We start from the raw sequence: 23522 nt of genomic DNA, 5'->3' as shown, positions 1-23522 counted from the left end.
GTTCAACCCCTTAGAATAGACTCCCTGTGGAACACCCCATCCAGGTATATCCTGGCCCTCGCCTCAGGACCGTACCATTGAATGGTCATTCGTATTACGTCCCCAGGCCTATGCTTCTGGGCGTACACGGTGTGGTCACCGGTGATATCGTGGAGGTCCAACCTGAGGTCAACCAGCTCATCCTCCTGGCCGCTGGGAAGGACAACGATGATATCCTTCGAGTTCTGGGTGGCGCCACCCGAGGAGACCTTGAGATTCACCGCCGCGCCCTCCATCACCGGCGAACCGGCAGAGGGGGTCTGGGAAATCACATAGCCGGCAGGATATACAGCGCTGGGTTCCTCCCTTACGCTGGAAGCCTCCATCTTCAGGGACCTCAACTCTTCCAGGGCAGCCTCGTACCGGAGACCCACTAGGCTTGGCATGACCGTTTCCCTAGGCTCAGGCCCCTTGCTGACAACGAGATCCACCAGTGTCCCCTTGGACACCCTGTTACCTGCCCTGGGGCTCTGGGAGACGATCTTCCCCTCTTCGAAGTCATCGCTATGCTGGTAGTCCAGGCTCCCGAAGTCGAGCCCGCCACCCTTGAGGGTGAGATCCGCCTCCCGGAAGGTCTTGCCGACCAGGTCAGGAACGGCCACCAGCTCTGGCCCCATGCTCATTACCAGTTTAATCTCGCGCCCTTCCTTCACCGTCTCCCCAGCCTCCGGATCCTGGGAGAGGATGAACCCTACTGGCGCCTTCTCATCATGCTTCTCGGCTATAACCAAGGAGGAAAGACGCTCCTTCCTCAACACGTCCTCGGCCTCGCTGAGAGAAAGGCCCACAACATCGGGCACCGGGACCACAGGCACGTTCACCCAGTCCTGGATGAGCCTGACCCCATATATCACCGTGCCCAGCGCCACCAGGACAATACCGGCGGCCACCAGTTTCCAGACTGAACCGATCCTCCTGCTCCCAGACCTCACGCTCTCCATGCTCTCCTTAGGCCTGGGAGGCTGGGATCTGACCTTCAGGATCTGCATCTCCTCTTCGTCCTCATCTCCCAGGTCCCTGAGTACGCGCCCGAGGTCGTGCTTCATCTCAGCGGCGGAACGGTAACGCTTCAGGGAATCCTTCTCCAGCGCCTTCATGACCACACGCACAAGGCCCTCGGGGATCCCGGGCCTGAGGTCACCCGGGGGAACTACATCTTCCTGCAGGTGTTTTATGGCAACGCTGAAGGGGCTGTCTCCCTTGAACGGGACGGTACCCGTAAGCATTTCATATAGCACAACTCCCAGGGAGTAAAGGTCTGACTTCTCTCCGGTGAAGCCCCCCCGGGCTTGCTCCGGGGAGAAGTAGTGGACAGACCCGATGATGTTCCCGGTATTCGTCAAGGTGGTATCCGACACTGCCCTGGCGATCCCAAAATCCGTGACCTTCACAGTGCCCGACGGCATCACCAGGATGTTATGGGGCTTGATATCCCTGTGGACCACCTGGTTCCTGTGGGCGTGATCCAAGGCCTCACTGATCTGGTAGGCTATCTTCGCCGCCAGTCTTGGTGGCAGGGGCCCCTTTCCCCTGACCAGTTCCTTCAGGGTTGAACCCTCAACGAACTCCATCACGATGTAGTGCGATGAGCCCTCCTGCCCTACATCGTACACGTTCACCACATTGGGGTGGGTCAAACGCGCGGCTGACTGGGCCTCTCGCCGGAACCGCCTGAGGAACTCCTCGTCCTCAACAAACTGAGACCTCAGGAGCTTCACCGCCACGGTCCTGTTGAGAAAGGTGTCATGGGCCCTGTAAACCAGGGCCATCCCGCCACCGCCCACCTTCTCTTGTATCTCGTAGCGTCCTCCGAGACTCTTGCCTAGCACGAGTCTTCACCCCCTGGCTTCACCAGGACCACGGTTATGTTGTCGTGCCCACCCCGCTCATTCGCCAGTCTAACGAGGGAGGCAGCTGCATCCTCAAGATGGCGGGCGGAGGCTATGACCCTGGCAATCTCCTCTCGGTTCACCAGGCCAGAAAGCCCGTCCGTGCATATGAGGATCAGATCCCCCCGTCCCGTGCGGAATTCCTCCAGGTCAACAAGGACCCGGGCTCTGGTTCCCAGTGCCTGGGTCAAGACGTTACGCTGGGGATGCACCATGGCCTCATCCTCGGTAATGTCACCTTGGCGCACCATCTCGGCCACCAGCGAGTGGTCCCGGGTGACCTGCCGGGCACTGCCGTTCCCTACTACATATGCGCGGCTGTCGCCAACATGGCATACATGAAAACCGCCAGGTTGCACCACGGTTGCAGTGAGGGTGGTACCCATGCCCGGGTAGCCGAAACGAGCCATGCTTCGCTTGAGGATCCTCGTATTTGCCCTGGATGCGGCCTGGCCGATAGCACCCTCAAGGCTGGCCCCCCTATCCACCAGGGACGAAAGGGTCTCCCTGAAGGCATTCAAAGCCATGCGGGAGGCCTCACCCCCCGCCTCGCCGCCGCCCATGCCGTCCGCCACAGCCGCCAAGAAGAGCCCGTCCGATATGGGACAGGCCAAAAAGGCATCTTCGTTGGTGGTGCGCGCCTTGCCGATGTCGGTGGCGGCGGCAAATCTCATGGATCTCCCTCCCTGCGTCTCATGCGCGCCAGGTAGAAACCGTCCAGGCCATGCCTGTGAGGGTACAACCAGAGCATGCCGCCCTGGCCTCCCTGTCCCCTGAGTCCCTCAGGCAGGTACCCCTCCATGTCGTCCAGGTGGAATTCAGGACTCCTTGAGAGGAATGACTCCACAACGTCCCGGGTCTCCTCCACCTCCAGCGAGCACACGGAATATACCAGGACACCGCCGGGCTTGAGGCAAGGCGAAGCACCCAGCAGGATCTCCAGTTGCACCTTGCTCAGGGCGTGAATATCGCCTTCTGTCTTTATCCACTTGGCATCGGGGTTTCTCCTGAGGACGCCCAGGCCCGAACAGGGGGCGTCCACCAGGAGCCGGTCCGCGGAGGCGGGATAAAGGGCCCCGAGTCTCCTGGCATCGGCCTCCACTATCTTCACGCACTTGGGCCCCAGGCGCTGGAGGTTCTCCCGGACCTTGGAAAGCCTGGCGGCGCTCAGGTCCACGGCCAGCACCTGTCCCTGGTCCCCCATTAATTCTGCCAGGTGAATGGTTTTTCCTCCCGGCGCGGCACAGGCATCTATGACTATATGCCCGGGACCGGGATGGCATACCAGTCCAGCCAGCATTGAGGACTCGTCTTGGACCGTGAAGAGTCCCTTATTAAAGGCCCGGACGGCCCTGAGGGGAGGGGGAGATTCGAGGGTGAAGGCTCCCGGGAAGTAGCGGCCAGGCCTCAGGGCGACGCCTTCCTCCTGGAGAGACTTGGCCAGGCCCTCTGGGGTGCACCTTAGGGAATTCGCCCTGATGCTCAAGGGAGGGATCTCCAGGTTGGCCTCGAGCAAGGCCCTGGTCTCACCGGGACCAAACCTCCGGTGCCACCGCTCCACCAGCCACTGGGGGTGGGACAGGCGCACGGCCAGGCCGGTCACGGGGTCCAGGTCACCCGGGAGCACCAGGGCATTTCTTCTCCGGTCCAGGTTCCTGAGGACTGCGTTTACCAGGCGGGCGGTGCCCTCGTGTCCTCGCTCCCTTGCGAGCCTCACCGACTCGTACACCGCAGCCCTGGCGGGTACCCTGTCAAGACAGAGGATCTGGTAGGCACCGGCGCGGAGGATGTTCCTTATGGAGGGGGTAAGACGTTCCAGGGGGGTAGTCAGCACCTGCTGGAGCATCCAGTCCAGAAGGCCTCTCCACCGGAGGGCACCATAGGCAATCTCCGTGGCCAGGGCCCTGCCGGCCCTGGAGAGATCGCTCCTTTCCAGGGCCTCATCCAAGAGATCGCCAGCGTTCTTGCCCCTCTCGACCCCGGTGAGCACCTCCAGGGCCAGATCCCTGGGGCCGAGAGGCCCTCTACGCTTCCCGCTACCCATGAGGGGAACCTCCCGTAGGAGGGGAGCCCCGTCCCCTCCAAGGTGTTCTGGACCTAATCTCGCCTGCTCCTGAGGAGCACCAGCCTGAGTAGCTGGGCTAGCGCCATGGCGGTAGCCGCAACGTAGGTCAGGGCAGCAGCATTCAGGACCTCCTTGACAGGCCCTACCTCATCCCCGGTGATGTAGCCCTGTCCCTCCAGGAGCGCCAGGGCCCTGTTGGAGGCGTTGAACTCCACGGGCAGGGTGACGACCTGGAAGATGACAGCACCCAGGAAGAACAGGATCCCCAGGTCCATAAGGAGGGGATACTGCAGTATGAAGCCGATGAAGAACAGGGGAAACGCCGCGTTGCTTCCCAGGCTGGCCACGGGAAAGATGGCGTTCCTGATCCCCAAAGGGGCATATCCCACGTCGTGCTGGATGGCGTGTCCCGCCTCGTGGGCGGCCACCCCAAGGGCCGCCAGGGACTGGCCCTGGTACACCTCGGGGGAGAGCCGCACAGCCTTGGCCCTGGAATCATAGTGGTCAGAGAGTGCGCCCCTGGAGACCTCAACGCTTACATCGTGGATCCCGGAGCCCTTGAGAATGTCCCTGGCAACATCGTTTCCCGTTACCCCGCTCCTGGCCACCTTCAGCATGTTCTTCTTGAAGGCTGTCTTCACCCTGTTCTGGGCCCACAAGGCAAAGACCAGAGCGGGCAGGACGAAGTACATCATGCCGGTATCTAGAAAGTACATTGGGAACACCTCCAGGTTTAGATGCCGAGAATATCCCCCTCGGCCACATGCCTTCCAATGGAGAAAGCCCAACCTGACATGACCCTCTTGCCCTCGGGCTGCACCTGCGTCACTAGCACTGCCCCAGGCAACGTCTTCACCACAAAACCCTGCCGCTTCTCCAGGGAGACCACCCTTCCGGGCTGACCTGAGGCGGGTTTGTCCCAGGGCTTGGCCTCCCACACCTTCAGCCGCTTGCCCCTGAGGGTCGTGTAACCACCGGGATCAGGGTTGAGGGCCCGGATCCTGTTGCACACCTCCTGGGCGGGACGTCCCCAGTCCAGCACCTCGTCGGAAACATCCAGGGCAGGGGCGTAGGTAGCCCTGGCTTCATCCTGGGGGCACCTAGGCACAGCCCCGCCCTCCAGGAGATCCAGGGCCGCCACTAAGAGCCTAGAGCCTGTTTGAAGGAGGCGGTGGGTGAGGCTGCCGGAAGTCTCGTTCTCCCCTATCTCGAGGCGCTCCTGGAACACAATGTCGCCTGAATCCATCCCTTCATCCAGAAAGTGAACGGTAACCCCTGTCACCTCGTCCCCGTTCATGAGGCTTCGCTGCACGGGGGCAGGTCCCCTGTACATTGGCAGGAGCGAGGGGTGAACGTTCAGGGCGCCCAGCCGGGGAGCCCCAAGGACCGGCGGGGGCACCAGCGCCCCGAAAGCCGAACCCGCCAGGATCTCAGGCCCCAGCCCGCGGAAGGCCTCTATGAACCCCGGTTCCGAGAGCCTTTCGGGCTTGAGCACGGGTATGCCCTCCTCAGTGGCCCTGCCGGCCACACTGTGAGGGCCCGTGTCCCGGGCGCCCCCGGGCCTGGTGAGTACACCCACCACCCGGTGCCTGGAGCCCAAGAGGGCGTCCAGCACCGTGAGGCTCACCCTGGGGGTTCCCATGAAAACCACCCTGAGGCCGTCACTCAACGACTCCTGCCTCCTCAAGCCCTTCCTGGGCCTCCACCACGCGGTCCGCCACGTCTGTGAAAAGCACACCATCAAGATGGTCGATCTCGTGCTGCAGCGCCCTGGCCAGGAGGCCGTCTCCCTCCACCCAAACGTGGTGACCCTCCCGGTCAATCCCGGTGACCCGGACCCTCTCGGCCCTGCGCACGTCTCCCACGTACCCTGGCACGCTCAGGCAGCCCTCGACAGCCGTGCATTCCCCTTCTGACCATATGATCTCCGGGTTCACAAGATATATTGGGCCCTCGCCAACATCCACCACGATAAGGCGCTTCTCTATTCCAACCTGTGGCGCGGCCAGTCCCACGCCCTTGGCCTCCTCCATGGTCTTGACCATCTCGTCGAGGATCTCCCTGACAGCCCTGTTGACACGCTGGACAGCCTTGGCCCTCTTCCTCAGCACAGGATCCCCCACAATCCTTATCTCCACCGCCATTCCCTCCGTATCCTAGAGCACCGACGCCGGGTCCACGTCCACTGTCACCCGGACACCCCGCGGCCATCCCTTGCCGTGGGCCCTGGCCAGCAATTCTCCCACCTGGACAGACAGAACCCCCGCGTTCTGGGCCTTCACCACCAGTATCCAGCGATAGCGGCCCTTCATCTTGGCTATTGGGGCCGGGCTTGGTCCCAGTATTTCCAGGCCCCCATTGTATTTTACACCACGGGCTAGGGACTCCGCACCCCCGCGAGCTGCATCCTCCGATACTGCGTCACAGGTGATCTGGGCCAGCTCCCTGAAGGGTGGGTACCCAAGATCCTCCCTGGAGGCGATCTCCTTTTCGAAAAACCCCGGGTAGTCATGGTGCCGGGCCGCTTCGATGCTGTAGTGTTCGGGGTTGTACGTCTGTATGATAACCCGCCCCTCCCTTTCGCCCCTGCCCGCCCTGCCCGCAGCCTGGGTGAGCAGCTGGAAGGTCCTCTCGGCGGACCTGAAGTCCGGGAGGTGCAGCGCGGTATCGGCCGCCATTGCCCCTACCAGGGTGACCCTCTCAATGTCCAGGCCCTTGGCGATCATCTGTGTTCCCACCAGTATGTTTGCCTCTCCGCGCTGGAAGGCGCTGAGGATCCTCTGGTGTGATCCCTTCCTGGCCGTGCTGTCAGTATCCATCCTCAACACTCGGGCACTGGGAAACGCCTTTTTGACCTCCTCTTCCACGCGCTGTGTCCCGGTGCCGAAGGCCCTGAGGTAGTGCCCTTGGCACCTGGGGCAGGTGTCCGGGGCCAAGGCGGTATGCTGGCAGTAGTGACACCGGAGGGCACGGCCCTCAGTGTGAAGGTTAAGGGAGACATCACATGATGGGCAGCGCATAACGAAACCACACTCCCTGCAAAGCATGAAGGTGGAGTGGCCCCTCCTGTTTAGAAACAGGATTACCTGTTCGCGCCGGGCCAGTGTATCCTGGATATCCTCCTTCAGCAGGGCACTGAAGATGGTGCGGTTGCCTGACCTCAGTTCCTCCCTCATGTCCGCCACATGAACCCTGGGCATCGGGCGCCCCAGTGGCCTTGCTTCCAGGCAGAAGAGGCGGTAGTCCCCCCTCAGGGCCCTGTGGTAGCTCTCCACGGAGGGGGTGGCGCTCCCCAAGAGAACCCCGGCGCCCTCCTGGCCACACCTCATGAGGGCAACCTCCCGGGCATGGTAGCGGGGGGCCTCCTCCTGCTTGTAAGTTGTCTCATGCTCCTCATCCACTATGATCAACCCAAGGCTGGCGCAGGGAGCGAAGACAGCGGAACGAGCCCCGACTACCACCGATGCCCGCCCCTCCCGGACCCTGGCCCACTCATCAAAGCGCTCTCCCGGGGTGATCCGGCTGTGCATCAGGGCGACACGCCCCGGGAAGTGATCCTGGAACACCTGGGCCGCCTGCAGGGTCAGGGAGATCTCCGGGACCAGGAATATGGCCTGCCTGCCCTGGTCCACCACCCTTTCTACCGCATCCAGGTAGATGTGGGTCTTGCCGCTTCCAGTCACACCAAAGAGAAGTGAGACGCCTCCCTCCAGGGCTTCGCTGGCCCACATGGCTGCCGCAGCCTGGGCCGGTGTGGGCACCACAGCCCGGTCCTTGGGGGGCTCCTCTACACAGGTCACCCGGGTGGCAAGGCCCTTCTGCTCCAGGGCGAGGAGCACCTCCCTGGGTACCCTCGCCTCCCTGCAGGCAAGCCTCCCGCTGACTGGGGCCGCATGGCGAGCCAGTACCTCCAGGAGCCTCGCCTGCCTTGCGGGGTACTTGCCCTGGAACGGCAGGGCCTCCCACACATCGTGAGGCATTGACCTGCGCTCCGGCGGCACCATGCAACGCAGGACCTCTCCCACCTGGCACAGGTACCTCCGGGCAACATCCCCGGCGAGGACCATCAGGTTGGGCGTCACTACGGCCACCCTCAGCCGCCCCAGTATTGGCCGGACCTCATCAACACCTGGACTGTCCACGAACTCCAGTATGTAGCCCCGGGCCTTCCGGGGCCCGAAGGGAACCAGGACAGGTGCTCCCACCTCGAGCTCGTCCCTGAGGTCCTCGGGCACCGAGTAGTGGTAGACCCGGGACACACCCAGGACCGGGACATCTACGCTCACCGCTGCGTACTGCCTCATTAGGGATCACCTCAAAAAGCCCGCCTGGCGGCGGGCTTACTGGCACGCGACCCCTTTCACTGTGCCCGGGAGACCAGTAGCGCCTCCACCCTGTCTAGTATGGTTTGGGCTAGGACCTCCTTGGGCACCATCCCCAGGTCCTCGGTCTTGCCCTGGGGCCAGACCAGCATCGCCCTGCTCTCACGGGCACCAAAGGCCGAATCCGGCCCGCCCGCGGGGTTTGCCACAACGAAGTCGAGGTTCTTGCGTTCCATCTTGCTCCTGGCATTCTCAAGGAGGTTCTCGCTTTCAGCTGCAAAGCCCACGAGGATCTGGCGGTCCTTGAGCTTGCCCATCTCCTGGAGAATGTCGGCGGTCCTTTCCAGCCTGAGTTCCAGGGGGCCTTCCGTCTTCTTGATCTTGCCCGGGACCACACGGCACGGAGCGTAGTCAGCCACCGCAGCAGCCATCACCACTACATGAGCCCCAGGAAACTCCCTCAAGGCGGCCTCCCTCATCTCCCGGGCGCTCTCCACTGGCATCAGCCTGACCCCGTGGGGCGGGCTGAGAGACGTGGGCCCGGTTACCAGCACAACTTCGGCACCCCTGTTCCGGGCCACCTCGGCCACGAGGTAGCCCATGAGGCCCGAGGAACGATTGCTCAGGAACCTGATAGAATCAATGGCCTCCCGGGTCGGCCCAGCCGTGACCAGGACCTTCAGACCGGCCAGGCCACCGGACCCCTCCAAGATGCTCAAGGCATACTCCACGATGACCTGGGGCTCCGGGAGACGGCCTTGGCCCTGGTGGCCGCAGGCCAGGTGTCCCCAGGCAGGCTCAATGAAACGGTAGCCCAGGGACAGGAGTCTCTCCACGTTCGCCCGGACCACCGGGTTTAGCCACATTGCTTCATTCATGGCAGGAGCGAAGGCTACAGGGACCCGGGCAGCCATGATTACAGCGGTGAGAAGGTCATCGGCAATGCCGCCAGATACCTTCCCTATGACGTTCGCGGTAGCCGGGCACACCAGGATCAGGTCACCCAGTTCCGCCAAGCCCACGTGGTTTACGTTCCACTGTGAGGGCTCCTGGAACATGTGGGTGTGCACTGGGTTTTCCGATATGGTCCGGAAACTGAGGGGCGCCACAAAGCGCTGCGCCGCCTCAGTCATGACCACATGCACATCCACCCCGGAACGCCTCAGCCCCCTCACCACGTCCAGGGCTCGATATGCGGCTATGCCGCCTGATACCCCTAGGACGATGCGCTTCAAAGGGCCCCCTCCTACTTGATTCCCGCCTTGGCCCGCTGGAAGTTCACCCTACCCTTGAGGATCTCCTCCAAGGCTATGCCCACTGGTTTAGGCGATTTGGCCTTCACCAGCCTGGGACTGTCCTCCACGAGTGCCCTGGCACGCTTGGCTGCCATGACCACCAGGGTATACTTGGAATCCACCTTCTTCATGAGAGAGTCCAAGGAAGGTTGGATCAGCAATCCTTCATTCCCCTTTCTCACCTGGAGAGTCTCATGAGACTCTCGGGATCCTGCCGGGATACGCGACATCTCTCCGCGGTTATGATGGCGCTGAGCCGCTGGAACGCCTCATCCAGGCCATCGTTGACCACCACGTAGTCGTAGTGCCCAATGAGGGCCATGTGTAATCGCGCCTCAGCCAGCCGGCGCTTGAGGCTGGCAGTAGACTCCGTGCCCCTTCCCCTCAGGCGCCTCTTCAGTTCTTCCATGGACGGTGCCACCACGAAGACCAGGACTGCCTGGGGGCACCTGGAGCGCACCTGCATGGCGCCATTGGTGTCAATGTCCAGCAATACATCATATCCCTCTTCGAGCAGCCGGTCAACCTCGGACCGGGGAGTCCCGTACAGGTTGCCGTAGACCTCCGCCCACTCTAGGAAGGCATCTTCGCCCTGCATACGGTGAAAGGCATCCTCACTGAGGAAGATGTAGTCCCTCCCGGGCTCTTCGTGGGGCCTGGGTGGCCGTGTAGTAGCAGACACAGAGAAACGCATCCTGGGGAAGGCCCGCAAAAGGGCCCGGGAAAGGGTGCCCTTGCCCGCCCCAGATGGGCCTGACATCACTACCACCATGCCCCTGGCCTTCACGGGTTCAGATTGCACTGCCCTCGCCACCGCTGGTTTCCATGGCGGTCACGCGGTTCGCCACAGTCTCCGGTTGCACTGCGGAGAGGATCACGTGATCCGAATCCATCATAATCACGGCTCGGGTTCTCCGGCCGTATGTAGCGTCGATGAGTACTCCCGAGTCCCGCGCCTTGGTTACTATGCGCTTTATGGGGGCCGACTCCGGGCTCACGATAGCCACTATACGGTTGGCCGACACCATGTTGCCAAAGCCAATATTGACGAGTTTTATCTCCATCACCCCTGGCCGCCCCCACAGGGCGGCCAGCTTCGCTCCCTTCTTGGATGAGGAATCTTACGCATTACGTCCTAGAGGGCTGGCATCCGCCGGCATGCCAGCCCCCGCTCATAATCGAGATCCGGTTCCACTGGAGGAACCGCACTTTGGGGATCTATGTATAACGGCTAAGTCCTACTTGCCCCCGAGGCGAGCCAGGAGCTCTTCCTTCTGCCTCCGCCCAAGTCCCTGAATCCTCCGGGAATCGTCAATACCGACCTCTTCCATGATCTTCTTGGCCTTAACCTTGCCGATCCGGGGGAGGGACCTAAGAAGATAGGCAACCTTCATCCGGGCGGTAACGGGATCATCCGTGTTCAGGACGTCCTCGAAGGAAACATCGCCCCTCTTAAGCTGGCCCCTCAAGTCGCTCCTCCTGCGGCGCATTTCCTGGGCCTTTTTCAATGCCTCCATCTTTTGTTTCTCAGTAAGCTTTGGCAGCGCCAATCTCTTCCCCTCCTCTTACTCGACGTTTTGTACTTGCTCCCGCATTCTCTCAAGTTCAGCCTTGGCCTCCACCACCATGCTGGCTATGGCGTAATCCCCCGCCTTGGAACCGATGGTGTTCACTTCACGGTGCAGCTCTTGGAGTATGAACTCAAGTTTCCTCCCGACGACACCCTCCTCTCCATCAAGCGTCGCACGGAACTGCCCGAGGTGACTGAGAGCCCTTGATATCTCCTCCTGGATGTCTGCCCTTTCAGCCATTATGGCTATCTCCATGGCCAGCCGGGTTTCATCCATACTCCCTTCGGGCAAAACCTCACTGAGTCTCCGCTCCATCTTTGACCTGTATTCCTCTACCACGGTGGGGCTTCTTAGGCTTACGGAACCTATGAGTCTCTCCAGCGCATCACAGCACTCCTGGAGGAAACTGGCTATGACTAGCCCCTCCCTCTCCCTCATGGCCACCGTCTCGCGCAGGGCCTGTCCCACCGCCACCTTGGTGCAAGACCAGAGAGCCTCCAGGTCGGGCCCCTCTTCTTCCAGAGAGAGAACCCCTGGCAAGGATGCAACATAAGCGAGCAGTTGCTGGCGTTCACCGCCAAAGTCCCGCTCCAGGCCCTCTAAGGCCCTATAATATGCCATGGCCAGCGGTTTGTCAACGATTACCTTTCTTGCCTGGGCGTCTCCTCGGAAGACAAGGACGACATCGACTCTTCCCCTAAAAAGGCACTCTTGGATCTCTTTCCGGACCCGATCCTCCAAGAACCCTGCTTCTCTTTGGGATTTTACGTTGGTCTCCAGGAAGCGGTGGTTAGAGGAGCGTATTTCCACCGTGATAGTAGCACCCTCACCGGCCTGGGTCTCTCCCCGGCCATACCCGGTCATGCTGCGTGCCACCTCTAGTTCCCCTCCAACGCAACTAGGACTTCGTTCAGGGACCTCGGGAATCCTCTTCACTCCAGGCAAATATTTCTATTATACCAGCATCTACTGGACCCTAGGCATCATGGCTGATATCCTCTGGCAAGCCTCCCTAAGCCGCTCCTCCGGGACGGTAAGGGCAAACCTCACGTAGTGCTGTCCCTGGGCCCCCCAGGCAGGCCCTGGGGCAACAATCACCCCTGCCTCCTCAAGGAGCAGTGCCGCCATGGTCCTCCCATCCATCCCGCCAGGGCAACGCGCCCACAGGTAGAAGGTGCCCTGGGGCTTCTGGACATCCCAACCCGAGGCCCCGAGCCCCTCCACCAGGACATCGCGGCGGCTCCGGTACACCTCATTCATGTGCCCGATGAACCCTTCCGGGTCATCCCTCAGGGCAACTATCCCGGCCTCCTGTATGGCGCCGGACTGGCCCGAGTCAGTGTTGGTCTTCACTTTGCCCAAGGCTGCCAGGGCCTCCTTGTTGCCCACGGCGGCAGCAATGCGCCAGCCCGTCATGTTGAAGGGTTTGGACAAGGAGTAAAACTCCACGGCCACCTCCCGGGCTCCCGGTATCTCCAGTACGCTGGGGGCCCTGTAGCCGTCATAGGTCATCTCAATGTAGGCGGCGTCATGGCACAAGAGAATACCATGCTCCCGGCAGTATCCGGTAGCAGCCTCGAAGAACCCCCGCCCGGCCACAGCCCCAGTGGGGTTGTTCGGGTAGTTCAGGAACATCACCTTCGCCCTCCGGGCAACACCCTGGGGAATAGCACGGAAGTCCGGGAGAAAACCCGCCTTCGCCTCCAGGGGCATGAAGTAGGGCTCTCCTAGGGCGTAGTGAGTATGGGCCTCGTACACAGGATAGGCCGGGTCCGGGATCAGCACCACGTCCCCAGGATCCACCATGCCCCATACCATGTGAGCAAGGCCCTCCTTAGACCCAATGAGGGCCATGACCTCCTCCCGGGGGTCGAGTGAAACCCCGAAGCGCCTCTGGTAGTACCCGGCCACCGCCTCCCTGAACCCCAATGACCCCTCATAGTCAGGGTAGCGATGGTTCCTGGGTTCCCCCACAGCCGCCCGGGCTTGTCTCCACACCCACTCCGGAGTGGGAAGGTCTGGATCGCCCACTCCCAGGTTGATTATGTCAACTCCCCTCTCTATGGCCCGTTTTTTTGCCTGGTCCAGTTGAGCGAAGGCGTACGGCGGCACCTTGTCCAAACGCTGAGCGGCCTTGATCTCTAACACCGGTCAAACCTCCCCTGATCTGGTGTAGACCCCCTGGAAAACCTCGTTGGCAGGCCCTGTCATATAGACGTGATTGTCTTGGGCCCACTCCACCAGGAGCTCCCCTCCCGGGAGTTCCACCTGGACTACCCGGGACGTCTTCCCCAGGGCCGACGTGACAACAACGGAGGCGCACGCCCCCGTACCACAGGCCAGCGTTACACCGGAGCCCCTCTCCCACACCCGGACCTTGATGCGTCCTGCGTCCCGGACCTCCACGAACTCCACGTTGGCCTTGGCGGGAAACGCCTCGTGGACCTCGATCAGGGGGCCAAGCCACTCCAGAGGCACCCGGTACACCTCGGGCACCAGGATCACTGCATGGGGGTTGCCCATGGATACGGCAAGTGCCTCCAAGGACTCCCCTTGGATCTCCAGGACCCCGCAAGGGAGCCCAGCCCGGGTGTCCTCCAGGCGGCACGGTATATCCTGCCTGGAAAGACGCGGGGGGCCCATGTCCACCCTGACACCGGTGACACGGCCCCCTTCCAGGAGCACCTCAGGCCTTATGATCCCTGCCAGGGTCTCCACTTCCATGGCGGTGCTGCCCACAAGCCCTCGCTCGTAGGCATAGCGGGCAAAACAACGGATACCATTGCCACACATCTCACCCTCGGAGCCGTCGGCGTTGAACATGCGCATCCTGAGGTCCCCGCCAGACGAGGGCGGCATGATCAGGATGAGCCCGTCCGAGCCGACCCCGAAGTGCCTGGAGCTCACGCTCCTTGACACTTGAGGCCAGTCCCTCTCTGGCGCTCCCGAGGTCAGATCCACGAATACGTAGTCGTTTCCCAGCCCTTCCATCTTCACGAACTCCAGCGCCTGCACCCCCCGGGGGTTGCGTATCCTGTACCATTCGCCGGTTTGGCAGGAATTCCTTCCCCCTGGCAAGCCCTCGCCCACAAAGCCGTGAGGATACTCCCGGCGCTTGACACCGCCACCACTATTGCCCAGTCCCCCCATGACAGGGGTACGGTGCAGAACAGCCCCTGGAGGAAGGGGTGGTAGACGGCTAGCGACAGCATGACCCAGGAAAGCGCCACGGACACCGCAAGGAAGGGGTTCCGGGACAAGGGAACCGAAATGGGCCCACCCTTCTCCGAGCGGCAATCAAACACGTGCCACAGCTGGCAGGCCACCAGTACGGCGAAGGCCCAAGTCCTGGCCTCCTCCAGGCTCACGCCAGCCTGGAGCCTCCAGGCAAACGCTCCCAGCGTTGTCACGCCAATAAGTATGCCTCTCACCACTATCTTTATGCTGAGCCCACGGCCAAGGAAGCCCTCGTTCGCAGGCCTGGGTGGCCTAGACATGACACCCTCCTCCGGGGGCTCCAGTCCCAGTGCTATGGCAGGCAAGCCGTCGGTGGCCAGGTTCACCCAGAGGATCTGCACAGGTATCAGGGGAAGAGGAAGTCCCAGGATCGCCGCGATGAACATGGTGAGGACCTCCCCAATGTTACATGCCAGGAGGTAACGGACGAACTTGCGGATGTTGTCGTAGATGGCCCGGCCTTCCCTCACCGCCACGGCGATTGTGGCGAAGTTGTCGTCGGCCAGGACCATATCCGCGGCATCCCGGGTAACGTCGGTTCCGCACCTGCCCATCGCGATACCAATATCTGCCGCCTTGACCGCGGGGGCGTCATTCACGCCATCCCCCGTCATTGCCACCACGTGCCCCTGAGCCTTCAGCGCCCTGATTATCCGCATCTTGTGCCCGGGAGAGACCCTAGCATACACCATGACATTCGCCGAGACCCTCTCCAGGAGCGCGTCAGGCATGGAATCCATTTCCATGCCCGATAGTGACCGGCCCCCTGGCGCGAGTATTCCCATCTGGGAGGCGATGGCCACCGCCGTGTTGGGGTGATCCCCGGTTACCATCACAGTCCTGATGCCTGCGCGAGCCAGTTCCCTGACAGCCCGTACCGCCTCGGGCCTTGGGGGATCCGCGATGCCCACAAGTCCCGTCAGGATCAGGGAATCCTCGACTATCACCAAAGGATCCCCCGGCTCAAGGCGACGTTCAGCCAGGGCAAGCACCCTGAGGCCCCGGGAGGCCATGGCCGCGGCAGCCTCCAAGGCTTCCTCCCTTGATCCCGCAGGCCCAAAGTCCGAGCACAGTGGCACAACAGCCTCGGGGGCGCCCTTTAGCACAACCATGATCTCCCCCCCGGACCGTACCAGGACCGACATGAGCCTGCGCTCGGCGTCAAAGGGCACCTCTGAAACACGCCGGTACCGCCGGGCCCTGGCATACACCCTGGCGTCCCACGCTGCATCCAGGAGGGCGACCTCTGTGGGATCACCCTCAGCCCCGCGGGCAAAGACCCCGGCGAAGCCCCGGGAAATGCTGGCGTTGTTACACAGCGCCCCCAGGAGAAGCAGCCTCTCCACGCTAGGTTCCCGCGGCCCCCCTGCCGGAACCCAGGTCCTGGGGCCCAAGGTGTATGTCTCCGCCAGGACCATCCGGTTCTGTGTCAGCGTGCCAGTCTTATCTGAGCAAACCACCGTAGCGCACCCCAGGGTCTCAACGGCAGGCAGGCGCCGGACGATGGCATTCCCCCTGGCCATTCGTTGCACCCCCAGGGCCAAGGCCACGGTCACCACGGCAGGGAGCCCCTCAGGTATAGCGGCCACGGCCAGGCTCACACCGGTCAGGAGCATGCGGGCAGGGGCTTCGCCCCTGAGCATGCCCAGGATCCCCACGGCCAGACACACCGCGGCGCACAGTACCACCAGGTGCCCGCCCAGGTGGGCCAGGCGTCTCTGCAGGGGTGTCTTGCCGGCCCCAGCCTCCTGGAGCATGTGGGCGATGTGACCCATCTGGGTATCCATGCCGGTGGCCACTACAACCGCCCGCCCCCTGCCCCGGGTTATCGCTGTACCTGCGTAGACCATGTTGGCACGGTCACCCAGGGCAAGATCCCGTTCCAGGCCGTCAAGGGGGGCCTTGGACACCGCGAAGGCCTCCCCGGTAAGGGCAGACTCGTCTGCCTCCATGGCCTGGACCTCCACCACCCTAGCATCGGCGGGAACCCTGTCTCCAGCCTCCAGGAGGATGACATCCCCTGGAACAAGGGTGTCCGCCCCCAGGCGTTGGGCAAGGCCATCCCGCACTACCCTGGCTGTGGGGGCCGAAAGCGCCCTCAGGGACATGAGGGCCCTCTCAGCCCGGTACTCCTGGACACTGCCAAGGACGGCGTTGAGGAATAGGATGGCAATGATGGCCAAGGCATCGGTGGTCTCGCCCACCAGGGAGGCCACCACCGTCGCTGCCACCAGGGTGAGAACCATAAAGTCCTTGAACTGCCGCACGAAAAGGTCCACTACGCTGGGGGCCTTGGTAGCGCTAATGGTGTTGGCCCCCGTGGACGCCATGCGCGCGCCCGCTATCCTCTGGGCCAGACCCTGCTCAAGATCGGTATCCAGGGCCCGCACTAGTTCCGCCAGGGCCAGGGTGTGCCAAGCCTTCAATGGCCTCCCTCCTCGATACGCATAGATATGCCTATTCACACCACCAATGGGCCATGCCAGGGAGGGCGGCTTGGAAACGGCAACCAATTTCCCGAAAGAGGAAGGTATCTGCAGGCTTGGAGAAGAAGGCTGTCATGAGCCTGGCGGTCAGCACAGAAGTCTAATACGAGGTGATGTTATGTCAAGAATAGCAGTGGCCAGCGGATCTGGCGCCCAGGCCAGGGTCCTGTCCATGCTGGAGCGGATGAGCCATCGGGGAGAAGGTAGTGGCTGCCTGAGGGAAGTGGGCCCCTTCGTCACCGGCTACGACGAGTCTCAAGACGACAGGGCAGGCGTTTATGTAGATGGGATGGCCTGCCTGTCCCAGCAGGGGCTCGATAGCGAATGGTCCCGGGAGATCCCCGCGAACCGGGTGTTACGCCCGGAGGAGATCAGTGAAGGTTACCGCCGGGGAGGGCCGGAGTTCCTGGAGAGCCTGTCCGGGCCCTTCGCCATGCTGTTCATCACCGGCGAGGGTGTTGTCATGGCCAGGGACCCCTTTGGCCTCAAACCCCTCTACTACGCCGTGACACCCGGCGGCATGCTGGCGGCCTCGGAGATCAAGGCCTTTGCGGGCTTTTCCGGGACCGTGCGCACCTTTCCCCCTGGCCATGTGGGAGTCCCCGGCCACCTTACCCCCTTTTACTCCCTGGACGACACGGAACTGGAGACCCTGCCTCCACTGGACCAGGCACTGGCGGGCTTCCGTCAGAGGATGGAGACCGCCGTCAGAAGGTCCCTTGACTCTGGGAAGAAGGCGGGCGTGCTCCTCAGCGGGGGGGTTGACTCCAGCATCGTTTCGGCGGCGGTGGCCCGCCTCGAACCTGGGGTGCCCACCTTCGTCGTGGGAACCCGGGATTGCAGTGACGTGAGTTCCGCAGCCCTGGTGGCCCAGGCCTTGAAGCTAGAGCACCATCGCTTCCTGTACGGCCTGGGGCACATAGAGGAGTGCCTTCCTAATGTCATTTACCACCTGGAGTCCTTCGATGCTCCACTGGTGAGGAGTTCGGTGGCCAACTACATGGCCGCGCGCCTCGCCAGGAAAGCAGGGATGGAGATGGTGTTCTGCGGTGAGGGCGGTGACGAGCTCTTCGCGGGGTACCACTACCTCAAGGCGCTGGAGAGGAAGAATGACGTCAGGAAGGAGCTCCGGATACTTCTCACCCAGGGCCACTCAGGGGCGTTCCAGAGGGTGGACCGCATGAACGCCGCCCACGGCCTCGAACCGGCCCTGCCCTTCATGGACCTGGATGTGGTGGACTTCTCAGTCTCCCTCCCCCTGGAGTGGAAGCTCAAGCGAGAGGGTGGCAACGCCACGGAGAAGTGGTTTCTCAGGAAGGCCTATCTAGGGGCGCTTCCCCGGGAGGTGGTGTGGAGGAAGAAGGAGAAGTTCTACCTGGGCTCAGGCACAAGCGGCCTCATGACGGTGCTGGCCGAGAGGAGGGTCAGTGACTCGGACCTGAGGCGGGCGTCCCGTGAGGCGGGCTGCTTCGTCCCCTCCAGCAAAGAGGAACTCCTCTACTACCGGATCTTCAGGGAGTTCTTCCCCCACAGGTGTGTGGACCTAGTGGGCAGGACCCGCACAGCCCGGGTCAACTGAAGGGTCCCAGGTGTCCCCGGCACCAGGCCTCTAGCCGGGCGGCTCCCCGGGGGCTCCCTGCTCCGGAGCACTCTCCGGATCCCCCGGGCATGCCAGCATGTAACCCAGCCCCTGCCTGGACAGGAGATACCGGGGACGCGAGGGGTCCCTCTCAAGTTTCCTCCGGAGGTACCAGATGTAGGCCCTGAGGTAGTCCACCTCGTTTCTGTACTCGCTCCCCCAGACCCTGGTGAGCAAGTCTTCGTGCAGCACGATCTCATTGGGGTGCTTAGCCAGCTCCGAGAGGAGCTTGAACTCGGTGGGGGTGAGATCCACCGTGCCGGCATGCTCAGTGGTTATCCTGGCCTGGGCGAAGTTGATGGAGATCTCCCCGCAGACCAGTGTCGAGGGTCCCTTGACCTTGGAACCCTCACCGCTTCGCCTCAGGATGGCCTTGACCCTGGCCAGCAACTCCTGGGAACTGAAGGGTTTGGTCAGGTAGTCATCTGCCCCAGCGTCAAAACCCCTTATCTTGTCCGCGTCCTGGCTCTTGGCGGTAAGCATCAGTACGGGAACATCGGAGAACTCTCTAATGCGCTCGCATACCGCGTAGCCATCGATTGGACCCACCAGGAGAATATCCAGGATAACCAAGTCGGGGTTCTCCCTCTCCACGATCTCCAATCCCGAGGGCCCGTCTCCGGCGCAGAGCACAGCGTACCCCGCCAGCTTCAGGTTGGTCTGGATGAGCCTGAGTATACGGGGTTCATCATCGACTACTAGAATCAGGTGCTTCTTCATCTAGGCCCTCCCTCGTTCCCCTTGCAGTATCCGGCACCTGGGACGGCCCCCCGTTCCTACGGGAAATGTCTGTGAGGGGCAGCGCGAAGAAGAAGGTGCTCCCCTTCCCGGGCGCACTCTCTGCCCATATCCGTCCCCCGTGTTTTTCGATGATCTCATGGGCCACGGGCAGCCCCAGGCCCGTCCCGGCCATCTCCGACTTGACCCTGAAGAACTTCTCGAAGAGCCTGTTCAGGTCCTCTGGGGCAATCCCCATGCCCTGGTCGGCTATGCTGATAATGGCTTCCCTGCCCACAACCCTTCCATTGATTACTATCAAGCCCCCTTCAGGGGAGTACTTCACGGCATTGTCCAGGATATTGTCCAGGACCTGCTTCATCCTGTCCGGGTCCCCCTCCAAGACCGGGAAGTCCTGGGAGATGCTCACGACAAACCTGTGCTTCCTCGTCTGAACGCTGGCGTTCTCCACGGCCTTATGTACGATCTTCGTCATCAGCATCGGCTGTTTCCTTATCCGCAGGAACCCCGCCTCGATTAGAGAGGAGTCCATCAGGTCCTTGATGAGGTTATTCATGGTATCGCTCTCACTGTCTATTATCTCCAGGAACTCCCGGCCGTTGACGTGGTCCAGCTCGGGGTTCTCCAGAAGCGTGGTAGTGTAGCCCTTGATACACGTCAGGGGGGTCCTGAGCTCATGGGAGAGGGTGGAAACCAGCTCCGAGAAGCCCTTCTCCTGGTTCTGCCGCATAGTTTGAGCCTTGTGAACAAAGAGCACCAGGAGTTCCAGGGCATGGATGACGCAGGACAGGAGACGCCGGCCTACTACCACCTGGGCAGAGCGGCTCTCCAGCACCACGCACCCCAGGGCAACGGAATCCAGGCGCAACGGGACACACACCATGCAGGAGGACATGGGAAGACTACCCTTCCCGCTCCTGGTGAGCTGGGCCTGGATCTCGCGGATACGCTTGCTCGAACGGGAGACCCTCGGCTTGCCGGTGTCAAAAACCTCGTACATGATGGAGTCCCCAAGCGCCAGGTGCTCCAGGGCATCCATCTCGTAACCGTAACACGATGCCGGGACCAGCCTGTCCAGGGTGTCATCGTATAGAAAGAGCACACCGGCGTCGAAGGGCAGGTGTCTTGTGAGAAGCAAGACAGCCTGGGGAATGAAGGTATCCGTGTTGAAGTCAGCAATGAGGCTGCGGCAGAGCCCCGCGACACCGCAGGCGCGGAAGTCACGGCACGCGTGAAAGGCCTGGTACTTCCCTTCATCACAGGGGCGGGCCCATCCCTGCCCGTTGCCCACTCTCATCACACCCTTACCGTGGAGTCCACTGCCTACACTTCTAGCCGGGAAAAGAAAATCCTGCGATGACATGGCCATCGCAGGCAATATAGGAGGGTTTACTGCCCGGATTGCTAGTTAATGGCGCCGCCAAACGCAGAAGCTGGGTGTACTCAGCGAGCCTATTATGGCACTGAGCCCCTTGCGCTGGTATAATTCCTCTTGTTCTACCAGACATATGTTTGAGAAGGAAGTCACTCCGTCCGCTGCTGGCTCCACCATCTTCCGGTACTCCGCCAAGAGGTCGCCATCCAGACTCTCGACCACAGCGTCCAGGGCCGCCGTGCGCCTTTCGGTGCACACCACCAGTGTCAGGGGTACCGTTGGCGGAGCATTCTCCTCGAGGGCCTCCTCCGGGTACAGGTATACCTGGGTGATGGTATTATCCGCCTGTCCCAGAAGGGACCCGATCTCCTGGGCAAGCCTGTACCGGAAGTAGCCTGTTGCCGTTGGCTCACCCTTCCTGATTAGTTCCAGGGCATCTTTCCTGCCAGTCTTGGCCTGGCAGTATATCAGAGCCTCCTTCAGCATCTCTCCCGCCGGCACCTTGATTCCTGCATACTCCAGGATGCTAGCCATTGTGTGAGTCCCCCTTTCAGGTCTCTCCCCTACTCGGCCCAATCCTGAGGTTATCCAAGGATCTCCTCTATCTCGTTCCTGTCTGCCTCCATGACGAAGTCGATCCCGCTGACCTCACTGGCGTGCCTGGTCAATGCAGCGATGTCGGACCGGTCCACGTACTCCAAGGCAAACTTCCTGCTGCCTGCCATAAGCTGCTTGAGGCCTTGGGAAAGCCTCTCGCAGAACGTGAAGAGTCCAATGGCACCCGCAGGGAGTTCCGCAAACCGGTCGTTGCCCACTAGCTGCCTCAGCTCCGTGGCCGTGACGAAGACCTCCTCCTTGGACCTCCCGAAACGTTCAACATACACGGGGAGACGGCCCTCGTCGATGCTCCTGCCAATTGTCTTGCCCACCATGGCCGCGGCCAGTGGCGCCCGGGCCATTCCAATGGCCTTCACGTATGGGGCCCCCAGGGCAAGGCCCTTGAACATCTGGTCCTCCATGACGAAGCCCCCGCCAAACACCAGGTGCGGCACGTACTCGCCCTTTGCCGCCAGCCTGTCACAGAACTCCCGCGCTAGAGAATGCATCTCTACCGGTGGCACACCCCACTCGTTCATCATGCGCCAGGGGCTCATTCCTGTCCCGCCCCCAGCTCCGTCCACCGTGAGTACATCCACCCCCGCCATGGAGCAGTACTTGACCGCCCGGGCCATATCCGCGGGCCTGAAGGCCCCCGTCTTCAGAAGCACGCACTTGGCCCCGGCCTTCCTCAGATCCTGCACCCGCCTGATGAAGCCCTCAGGCTCAACCATGCCGACCCTGGAGTGGCGCTCGAACTCCTTGAAGGCACCCCGCTTGAACCCCTCAATGACATTGGGATCCTCCGGATCGGGCAGCACCACGTATCCCCGGCTCTTGAGCATCTTGGCCTTTTCCAGGTCGGAGATCTTTACCTCGCCACCGATGTCCTTCGCCCCCTGGCCCCACTTCAGCTCCACGCTGGTCACGCCGAGTTCCCTGATGCCGAACTCCTGCACTCCGAGGCTGGTGTCTTCGACATTGGCCTGGAGCACCACATCGCCGTAGCCGTCCACCTGCCAGTCTTTGAAGAGCCGGACACGCCTGGCCAGCTCTGGGCTCCTTGCCACCTTCCCGTTACGGATCTCGGACTGGGGGTCCATGCCGCAGATGTTCTCGCCTATGGTGACAACGATACCGGCCAGGGCTGCCCCGATGGCCAGGCCCTCCCAGTTGACACTGGCGATACGTGTGGAACCCATTCCCGAGACAACCAGAGGCAACCTGGTTTTAATGCCCTCTCCCTTACCCATGCGTGCCTCCACGTTAACGGAGGGGAAGATGGCCTTGTCGCTGTCGGGTTCCACTCCAACGGCGCCCACCGTGGTGCCCATGATGGAGAAGTGAGAGTAGTCCAAGGGGTAGTTCTTCTCCGAGGCCGTGCTGATAAGCCCAAACGGTTGAGGGTATATAACCTCATGACCCCGGTAGGCGGACTTGCCCACCTCGCACATCCCAATGCACCCATCTATGCATGTGGCGCACATGCCGCTAAGAGAACTGATCGAATCCACGGTGCGATTCTTGGTCAGGCTTGCAGCACTTGCGTTGATTCGAGAAAAACTCATGGGTCGCTTCTCCTTTCGGTCGTAACGATCTCTGTGGGCTGTCTCTCACAGGCAACGCACGGGTCCATATAGCACATGGCATGCTCGAAACGTTCCAGGCATGCCACAGGCAGGTTGAGACAGGCATTGCACACAGGCTCGCTCTCTTGCGGGCCTTGGCACCTGGCTTGGCACGCAGGACAGACGTACATGCAACCACCGCATAACCGGCAATCCTCCGATTTCTTGTCAAACGGCGTCAGGACTCTTCGATCTGCTCCCCGGTGACCAAAATCGATGGCCTTGCCCTGCATCTGTTCGGCGCACATTCTGACACAAAGCCCGCAGAGAATGCAGTCCTCGTTCCGAGGCTTGAAGCGGACCTCAGTAACGTGATGCTTTGAGGCGAGATCCTGGATGGTCTTGGATGAGGGGCAGGTCGCCAGGTACAGTTCCAGAAGCATCTTCCTCCTCATCATCACTCGTTCAGAGTGCGTCCTGACCACAAGGCCCTCTTCTACCCTGTGAATGCAGGATGAGACTAATCTCGGCCTCTCCGGCGGGCCTACCTCCACCAGGCAAAGCCGGCATGCCCCGTATGGGCTCAGGCCATCAAGGTAACAGAGGGTCGGTATCTCGATCCCATAGAACCGAGCTGCCTCCAGTATCGTCATGCCCTCATCCACACCAACCCTAAGACCGTTCAGCGTTATTTCCAGCAT

22 protein-coding genes are annotated in these 23522 nt (G+C 61.8%); 1 reads left to right on the top strand and 21 read right to left on the bottom strand.

All coding sequences use genetic code 11. The features are described from left to right. Nucleotides 1-2 precede the first annotated feature (2 nt). The 16 genes from pknB to AB1576_00750 all read right to left on the bottom strand — a co-directional run bounded on the left by pknB (nt 3) and on the right by AB1576_00750 (nt 16844). Entirely contained in the window at nt 3-1868 is a 1866-nt protein-coding gene (gene pknB / locus AB1576_00825) for a Stk1 family PASTA domain-containing Ser/Thr kinase (GenBank protein ID MEW6080340.1), read from the bottom strand. Further along, nucleotides 1862-2602 (bottom strand): Stp1/IreP family PP2C-type Ser/Thr phosphatase, encoded by a 741-nt coding sequence (locus AB1576_00820; GenBank protein ID MEW6080339.1) that lies wholly within the window; start codon nt 2600-2602, stop codon nt 1862-1864. The genes pknB and AB1576_00820 overlap by 7 nt, the downstream gene beginning before the upstream one ends. Next, nucleotides 2599-3972 (bottom strand): 16S rRNA (cytosine(967)-C(5))-methyltransferase RsmB, encoded by a 1374-nt coding sequence (rsmB, locus tag AB1576_00815; protein MEW6080338.1) that lies wholly within the window; start codon nt 3970-3972, stop codon nt 2599-2601. Before rsmB ends, AB1576_00820 begins: the two co-directional genes overlap by 4 nt. A 53-nt stretch (nt 3973-4025) precedes the next feature. Next, the gene (locus tag AB1576_00810; protein MEW6080337.1) at nt 4026-4709 is read right to left on the bottom strand and encodes a zinc metallopeptidase; all 684 of its coding nucleotides are present in this window, start codon (nt 4707-4709) and stop codon (nt 4026-4028) included. Nucleotides 4710-4726: 17 nt separating this feature from the next. Next, a complete protein-coding gene (fmt, locus tag AB1576_00805) occupies nt 4727-5662 on the bottom strand; it encodes a methionyl-tRNA formyltransferase (protein MEW6080336.1) in 936 nt (311 codons plus the stop codon). Then, entirely contained in the window at nt 5655-6137 is a 483-nt protein-coding gene (gene def, locus AB1576_00800) for a peptide deformylase (GenBank protein ID MEW6080335.1), read from the bottom strand. Before def ends, fmt begins: the two co-directional genes overlap by 8 nt. Before the next feature lie 12 nt (nt 6138-6149). Beyond that, the gene (gene priA / locus AB1576_00795) at nt 6150-8297 is read right to left on the bottom strand and encodes a primosomal protein N' (protein ID MEW6080334.1); all 2148 of its coding nucleotides are present in this window, start codon (nt 8295-8297) and stop codon (nt 6150-6152) included. A 56-nt stretch (nt 8298-8353) separates the two neighbouring features. Continuing rightward, entirely contained in the window at nt 8354-9550 is a 1197-nt protein-coding gene (gene coaBC / locus AB1576_00790) for a bifunctional phosphopantothenoylcysteine decarboxylase/phosphopantothenate--cysteine ligase CoaBC (GenBank protein ID MEW6080333.1), read from the bottom strand. A gap of 11 nt (nt 9551-9561) precedes the next feature. Beyond that, on the bottom strand, nt 9562-9768 hold the full coding sequence (gene rpoZ / locus AB1576_00785) for a DNA-directed RNA polymerase subunit omega (GenBank protein ID MEW6080332.1): 207 nt from the start codon (nt 9766-9768) through the stop codon (nt 9562-9564). A gap of 20 nt (nt 9769-9788) precedes the next feature. Further along, complete coding sequence (gene gmk, locus AB1576_00780; protein MEW6080331.1) at nt 9789-10412, bottom strand: guanylate kinase; 624 nt, start codon at nt 10410-10412, stop codon at nt 9789-9791. Continuing rightward, nucleotides 10402-10674: an extracellular matrix/biofilm regulator RemA gene (gene remA, locus AB1576_00775; GenBank protein MEW6080330.1), complete on the bottom strand. Its 273-nt coding sequence runs from the start codon at nt 10672-10674 to the stop codon at nt 10402-10404. The genes gmk and remA overlap by 11 nt, the downstream gene beginning before the upstream one ends. 174 nt (nt 10675-10848) lie before the next feature. Next, a complete protein-coding gene (gene mihF / locus AB1576_00770) occupies nt 10849-11160 on the bottom strand; it encodes an integration host factor, actinobacterial type (GenBank protein MEW6080329.1) in 312 nt (103 codons plus the stop codon). Between the two features lie 15 nt (nt 11161-11175). Continuing rightward, nucleotides 11176-12057 carry a YicC/YloC family endoribonuclease gene (locus AB1576_00765; GenBank protein ID MEW6080328.1) on the bottom strand — a complete coding sequence of 294 codons (882 nt, stop codon included), beginning with the start codon at nt 12055-12057 and terminating at the stop codon, nt 11176-11178. Nucleotides 12058-12147: 90 nt separating this feature from the next. Next, on the bottom strand, nt 12148-13329 hold the full coding sequence (locus AB1576_00760) for an LL-diaminopimelate aminotransferase (GenBank protein MEW6080327.1): 1182 nt from the start codon (nt 13327-13329) through the stop codon (nt 12148-12150). 3 nt (nt 13330-13332) lie between these two features. After that, nucleotides 13333-14172, bottom strand: coding sequence for a diaminopimelate epimerase (gene dapF, locus AB1576_00755; GenBank protein MEW6080326.1), 840 nt, complete (start codon nt 14170-14172; stop codon nt 13333-13335). A 2-nt stretch (nt 14173-14174) separates the two neighbouring features. After that, a complete protein-coding gene (locus tag AB1576_00750; GenBank protein ID MEW6080325.1) occupies nt 14175-16844 on the bottom strand; it encodes a cation-translocating P-type ATPase in 2670 nt (889 codons plus the stop codon). 178 nt (nt 16845-17022) lie between these two features. Between AB1576_00750 and AB1576_00745 the strand changes: the two genes are divergently transcribed. Continuing rightward, nucleotides 17023-18483 (top strand): asparagine synthase-related protein, encoded by a 1461-nt coding sequence (locus AB1576_00745; protein MEW6080324.1) that lies wholly within the window; start codon nt 17023-17025, stop codon nt 18481-18483. A 30-nt stretch (nt 18484-18513) separates the two neighbouring features. Here the strand turns inward: AB1576_00745 and AB1576_00740 are convergent, their stop codons facing one another. The 5 genes from AB1576_00740 to AB1576_00720 form a co-directional block, all read right to left on the bottom strand. Further along, nucleotides 18514-19263, bottom strand: coding sequence for a response regulator transcription factor (locus tag AB1576_00740; protein ID MEW6080323.1), 750 nt, complete (start codon nt 19261-19263; stop codon nt 18514-18516). Then, on the bottom strand, nt 19232-20578 hold the full coding sequence (locus AB1576_00735) for an ATP-binding protein (GenBank protein ID MEW6080322.1): 1347 nt from the start codon (nt 20576-20578) through the stop codon (nt 19232-19234). Before AB1576_00735 ends, AB1576_00740 begins: the two co-directional genes overlap by 32 nt. Before the next feature lie 111 nt (nt 20579-20689). Then, nucleotides 20690-21190 carry a hypothetical protein gene (locus tag AB1576_00730; GenBank protein ID MEW6080321.1) on the bottom strand — a complete coding sequence of 167 codons (501 nt, stop codon included), beginning with the start codon at nt 21188-21190 and terminating at the stop codon, nt 20690-20692. Between the two features lie 50 nt (nt 21191-21240). Continuing rightward, the gene (locus AB1576_00725) at nt 21241-22821 is read right to left on the bottom strand and encodes a glutamate synthase-related protein (protein ID MEW6080320.1); all 1581 of its coding nucleotides are present in this window, start codon (nt 22819-22821) and stop codon (nt 21241-21243) included. Beyond that, nucleotides 22818-23522 carry a 2Fe-2S iron-sulfur cluster-binding protein gene (locus AB1576_00720; GenBank protein ID MEW6080319.1) on the bottom strand — a complete coding sequence of 235 codons (705 nt, stop codon included), beginning with the start codon at nt 23520-23522 and terminating at the stop codon, nt 22818-22820. The genes AB1576_00725 and AB1576_00720 overlap by 4 nt, the downstream gene beginning before the upstream one ends.

Source organism: Bacillota bacterium, from assembly GCA_040754315.1.
GTDB lineage: Bacteria > Bacillota > Sulfobacillia > DUSP01 > JBFMCS01 > JBFMCS01.
The sequence above is the reverse complement of the archived record's forward strand: the minus strand, read 5'-3'. Positions and strand labels throughout refer to the sequence as shown.

What these genes read in the sequence shown, in the direction of transcription:
- AB1576_00820 (MEW6080339.1), bottom strand. Translation starts at nt 2,602, where the DNA reads ATGAGATTTGCCGCCGCCACCGACATCGGCAAGGCGCGCACCACCAAC.
- rsmB (MEW6080338.1), bottom strand. Translation starts at nt 3,972, where the DNA reads ATGGGTAGCGGGAAGCGTAGAGGGCCTCTCGGCCCCAGGGATCTGGCC.
- AB1576_00810 (MEW6080337.1), bottom strand. Translation starts at nt 4,709, where the DNA reads ATGTACTTTCTAGATACCGGCATGATGTACTTCGTCCTGCCCGCTCTG.
- def (MEW6080335.1), bottom strand. Translation starts at nt 6,137, where the DNA reads ATGGCGGTGGAGATAAGGATTGTGGGGGATCCTGTGCTGAGGAAGAGG.
- priA (MEW6080334.1), bottom strand. Translation starts at nt 8,297, where the DNA reads ATGAGGCAGTACGCAGCGGTGAGCGTAGATGTCCCGGTCCTGGGTGTG.
- remA (MEW6080330.1), bottom strand. Translation starts at nt 10,674, where the DNA reads ATGGAGATAAAACTCGTCAATATTGGCTTTGGCAACATGGTGTCGGCC.
- dapF (MEW6080326.1), bottom strand. Translation starts at nt 14,172, where the DNA reads ATGGAAGGGCTGGGAAACGACTACGTATTCGTGGATCTGACCTCGGGA.
- AB1576_00745 (MEW6080324.1), top strand. Translation starts at nt 17,023, where the DNA reads ATGTCAAGAATAGCAGTGGCCAGCGGATCTGGCGCCCAGGCCAGGGTC.
- AB1576_00740 (MEW6080323.1), bottom strand. Translation starts at nt 19,263, where the DNA reads ATGAAGAAGCACCTGATTCTAGTAGTCGATGATGAACCCCGTATACTC.
- AB1576_00735 (MEW6080322.1), bottom strand. Translation starts at nt 20,578, where the DNA reads ATGAGAGTGGGCAACGGGCAGGGATGGGCCCGCCCCTGTGATGAAGGG.
- AB1576_00730 (MEW6080321.1), bottom strand. Translation starts at nt 21,190, where the DNA reads ATGGCTAGCATCCTGGAGTATGCAGGAATCAAGGTGCCGGCGGGAGAG.
- AB1576_00725 (MEW6080320.1), bottom strand. Translation starts at nt 22,821, where the DNA reads ATGAGTTTTTCTCGAATCAACGCAAGTGCTGCAAGCCTGACCAAGAAT.
- AB1576_00720 (MEW6080319.1), bottom strand. Translation starts at nt 23,522, where the DNA reads ATGCTGGAAATAACGCTGAACGGTCTTAGGGTTGGTGTGGATGAGGGC.